The 4,057-nt window shown below is 33.3% G+C and carries 3 protein-coding genes; all 3 read left to right on the top strand.

All coding sequences use genetic code 11. From position 1 onward, the window contains the following. Positions 1-680: 680 nt before the first annotated feature. From GSA01S_RS09520 to GSA01S_RS09510, 3 genes are read left to right on the top strand one after another with little or no spacing between them, the layout of a single operon-like run. The gene (locus tag GSA01S_RS09520) at positions 681-1,616 is read left to right on the top strand and encodes an ABC transporter permease (protein WP_371441411.1); all 936 of its coding nucleotides are present in this window, start codon (positions 681-683) and stop codon (positions 1,614-1,616) included. Positions 1,617-1,632: 16 nt separating this feature from the next. Continuing rightward, positions 1,633-2,544: a carbohydrate ABC transporter permease gene (locus tag GSA01S_RS09515; protein WP_066126962.1), complete on the top strand. Its 912-nt coding sequence runs from the start codon at positions 1,633-1,635 to the stop codon at positions 2,542-2,544. Positions 2,545-2,600: 56 nt separating this feature from the next. Then, positions 2,601-4,055 carry an ABC transporter substrate-binding protein gene (locus tag GSA01S_RS09510; RefSeq protein ID WP_066126960.1) on the top strand — a complete coding sequence of 485 codons (1,455 nt, stop codon included), beginning with the start codon at positions 2,601-2,603 and terminating at the stop codon, positions 4,053-4,055. Positions 4,056-4,057 lie beyond the last annotated feature (2 nt).

Raw genomic sequence — 4,057 nt, 5'->3', positions numbered from 1 at the left:
ACTTCTTGCCCACTCCCATAATTTTTACAAGCGTTTACTTTTTGGTATAATTATTTTATTAAAAAAGGAGGATACTTAGACTATGAAAAATAAAATTGCTTACTTTTTTTAATTGTTGCTATTATTGATACCCTTGATTTTCTATTTTTTAAATTCAGAAATTTAACTATTGGAAATATTTTATTCCCATATATTGTATTTATAATACTCCGATTTATACCTTTTAGAAAAGGAAACAAATATTAAATTTACTAATTTTATCTGTGATAATAAAATTCAAGTAAAGTTATTAAAATTAATAGTACCATTAAAATTTAATAAAATCCTTTTTTAGTCAAGTCCATAATATCGTGTAAAATTAAATAGCACATTAATTATTTTTTGTCTTAGTTACTGACTAATTGCTAGCAAGGTTCTACCAAAGGGGAAAGCGTAGCGAACCTTGACAGGTTCTTAAAAATATTGTACTCGTTAGGAGGGATTAATGACCTTTCTTTTTATACAATTATATGGATTTTATCCACGATAAGTGAATTCGTTTTAAAAATTCCAACATTTCTATATTTTGTCCTAATTTAACTATATTTAGTCAATAGCTGAATTTAAGCGTTTTCGTTACAATATACTTGTAAGCGGTTAAAAACGGAGGGGTAAAAATGGAACTAACGGAAAAACAAAAAATGCGGAAACAAAAAATGAAACGCTTGAAGAGTAGTTGGCCATTATTGTTTTTTGCTTTACCTGGTTTTATCTGGTTAATTATTTTTTATTACATTCCTGTATTCGGTAATGTGGTAGCATTTAAAAAATTTCAATTCTCAGATGATGGAGGCTTTTTTTCCAGTATTTTTAATAGTCAATGGGTAGGATTCAAAAACTTCGAGTTCTTATTCAGTTCACGTAATGCTTATATTATTACTAGAAACACTGTCTTATATAATTTGTTCTTTATTTTTGTAGGATTGATTATTGCGGTAAGTTTTGCCATTATTTTGAGTCAGATGCGTAATCGTTTTTTAGTTAAAACAATTCAGACATCGATGCTGTTACCTTATTTCTTATCATGGGTAATTGTGAGTTTCTTTGTATCATCCTTTATAAGTGTGGACAAAGGATTAATACCTAACCTTATTCGAGAAGCAGGTGGCGTCGCCAAAAACTGGTATGTAACACCAGGTATTTGGCCACCTTTACTAATCTTCTTAGGTATTTGGAAAGGTATCGGTTATAGTTCGATTATTTATTTTGCAGCAATAGTTGGTATTGATAAGACATATTATGAAGCGGCCGAAGTGGATGGGGCTACTAAGTGGCAACAAATTCGTCATGTGATGATACCACAGATTGTTCCGATGATGATTGTTTTAACGATCTTAGCTTTAGGTGGTATCTTTAGAGCTGACTTCGGTTTATTCTACCAAATACCACGAAATTCTGGTCTGTTATACAATGTTACAGCCGTATTGGATACTCATATCTATAATGCTTTAACAGCATCCGGTGATATCTCGATGGCAACGGCAGCCGGTCTTTATCAATCATTTGTAGGATTTATTTTACTGTCAGTAGCGAATATGATTGTTAGAAAAATAGATCCAGAATCAGCAGTTATTTAATGAAGGAGTGACACACATGGTGAAGAAAAAAATCGAAAGAGTCCAAGTGGATCGCTTCGGTAAACGAACCAATTTTATCTTTAGTATTTTAATGAGTATAGTAGGATTTTTAGGAGTATTTCCATTCATCTTTATTATTATTGTATCGTTAACGAGTGAAAGTTCCATTATTCAAAATGGTTATAAACTATTCCCATCTGAGTGGAGTATTGAAGGCTATCGTTATCTATCCACGATGTCAGGTCAAATTCTTAATGCCTTAATGGTTTCTGTTTTGGTGACCGTTTTAGGAACCATTATTAATGTCACCTTTACGAGCACCTATGCTTATGCACTATCTCGACCAAATTTACCCTTTAAGAAATTTTTCTTAGTATTAATTATTATCCCAATGTTAATTGGGGCGGGGTTAGTACCAGGTTATATTGTGGTAACCAATTTATTAAAATTAAAAAATACCATTTGGGCCTTAATATTACCGGCAGCTTTTAGTCCGTTTAATATTATTATTATGCGTACCTTTTTCAAGAAGAGTGTTCCGAATTCTATTATCGAATCAGCTCGTATTGATGGTGCGAGTGAATTGAGAGTCTTTTTACAAATTGTCTTGCCATTATCAGTACCAGGGTTAGCGACGATTGGATTATTTGCAGCGATTGGTTATTGGAATGACTGGTTCAATGCATTACTTTATATTACTAAAACTAATTTATATCCACTGCAATATGTATTGATGAATATTCAAAGTAATATCGACTATATGTTAGATAATGCGGGTTTAGGTATTAATATATCGCAACTAAATATTCCTAAGGAAGCAACTCGAATGGCCCTCGTTGTAATTGCGACATTACCAATTGCGGTGAGTTATCCATTCTTCCAAAAATACTTTATTAGTGGTTTAACGATTGGAGGGGTGAAGGAGTAGCGAAATGAAGTTGGTAGGCGTTGGAGAATCAAGAGAGATTTAAAGGAGAGAAAAATATGTTCAAAAAAATTGTAAAATCAGCGGCTGTCGGTGCCTTAGCTTTATCAAGTGTTTTAACAACATCACCTGTAACCAATGTATTTGCCGAAGAACCTACAACGGTTAAATGGTATCAAATTGGAACGGCTCCAGATAATTTGGATAAGCTATTGGAAATCGTTAATGAGAAATTAGTCGAAAAAGTCAATGCTAAAATCGATATGGAATACATCGGTTGGGGTGAGTACGATCAAAAAATGACCGTTATGACCAATGCAGGTGAAAAATATGATATTGCTTTTGCGGTTAACTTTTTAGACAATGCTCAAAAAGGTGCTTATGCAGATCTAACAGAATTGATGGAAGAATATGCTCCAGAATCATTAGAAATGTTAGATGAAGCCTATATTAAAGGTAGTACAGTAAATGGAAAATTATATGCATTCCCTGTTAATGGTAATGTGTATGCTGAGCAATATTGGGCATTTAACCCAACATTTTTAGAAAAATATGACTTTGACTATACTTCTGTAAAAAGTATGACCGATTTGGAACCATTATTAAAAGCTGTTAAAGAAGGCGAAAGTGGTGTTGCGGGATTAGCAGCAGGTCAAGGATGGCGTGTCGGTCATGACTTCGACTTTGTATTAGGCGATACCGTTCCTCTAGGAATTGATATGTTAGGCGATAAGACTAAAATTATTAACCCTTATGAAGAAGGCGATTCTTTAATTCCTGATTTAAAAGTAATGCATGATTTCTATAATAAAGGTTACTTACCTGCAGATGCAGCAACAAGTGATCAAGGTTATCCATTAGAAGCAGACACATGGGCAGTCCGTCGTGAGACTGTGGGACCACGTGACTATGGTAACTACTTATTACAAACAGTTTCAGGCAAAGAATTACAAATTCAAGCTTATACACAAGTTCCATTGAAATCAGTCGCTCAAGCGCGTATGGCTAACTTTGTTGTGTCACAAAATTCAGATAATAAAGAAGCAGCAGTCAAAGTATTAAACGAAGTCAATACAAATCCTGAAATTTTAAATACTTTAGTTTATGGACCAGAAGGCGAAAACTGGGAAATGAATGAAGATGGTACGATTAAATTATTACCAGCATACAATGAAGGTGCAAGCCATATGTCAGCATGGAATACAGGTAATGCGGATATCTTATATAAAGATGAAAAAATTACTGATGAACAAATCGCAGCATCAGAAGAAGGATTACAAAATGCTGAAGAATCACCATTATTAGGATTTAACTTTGTAACAGACAATGTAAAAACTGAAATTGCGAACGTTCAAACAGTAGTCGCTCAATACATTTCAAGCTTACATACAGGTACCGTTAACCCAGATGATGTTTTACCAACATTTAATGAAGAATTAAAAGCAGCAGGATTAGATAAAATCCAAGAAGAAATGCAAAAACAATTCGACGAATACCTAAAAACAAAAGAGTAAAA

It is taken from the genome of Globicatella sanguinis NBRC 15551 (assembly GCF_001552295.1).
GTDB classification, from domain to species: Bacteria; Bacillota; Bacilli; order Lactobacillales; family Aerococcaceae; genus Globicatella; species Globicatella sanguinis.
Note: the sequence above shows the minus strand (reverse complement) of the source record. Positions and strands in the feature narration are given on the sequence as shown.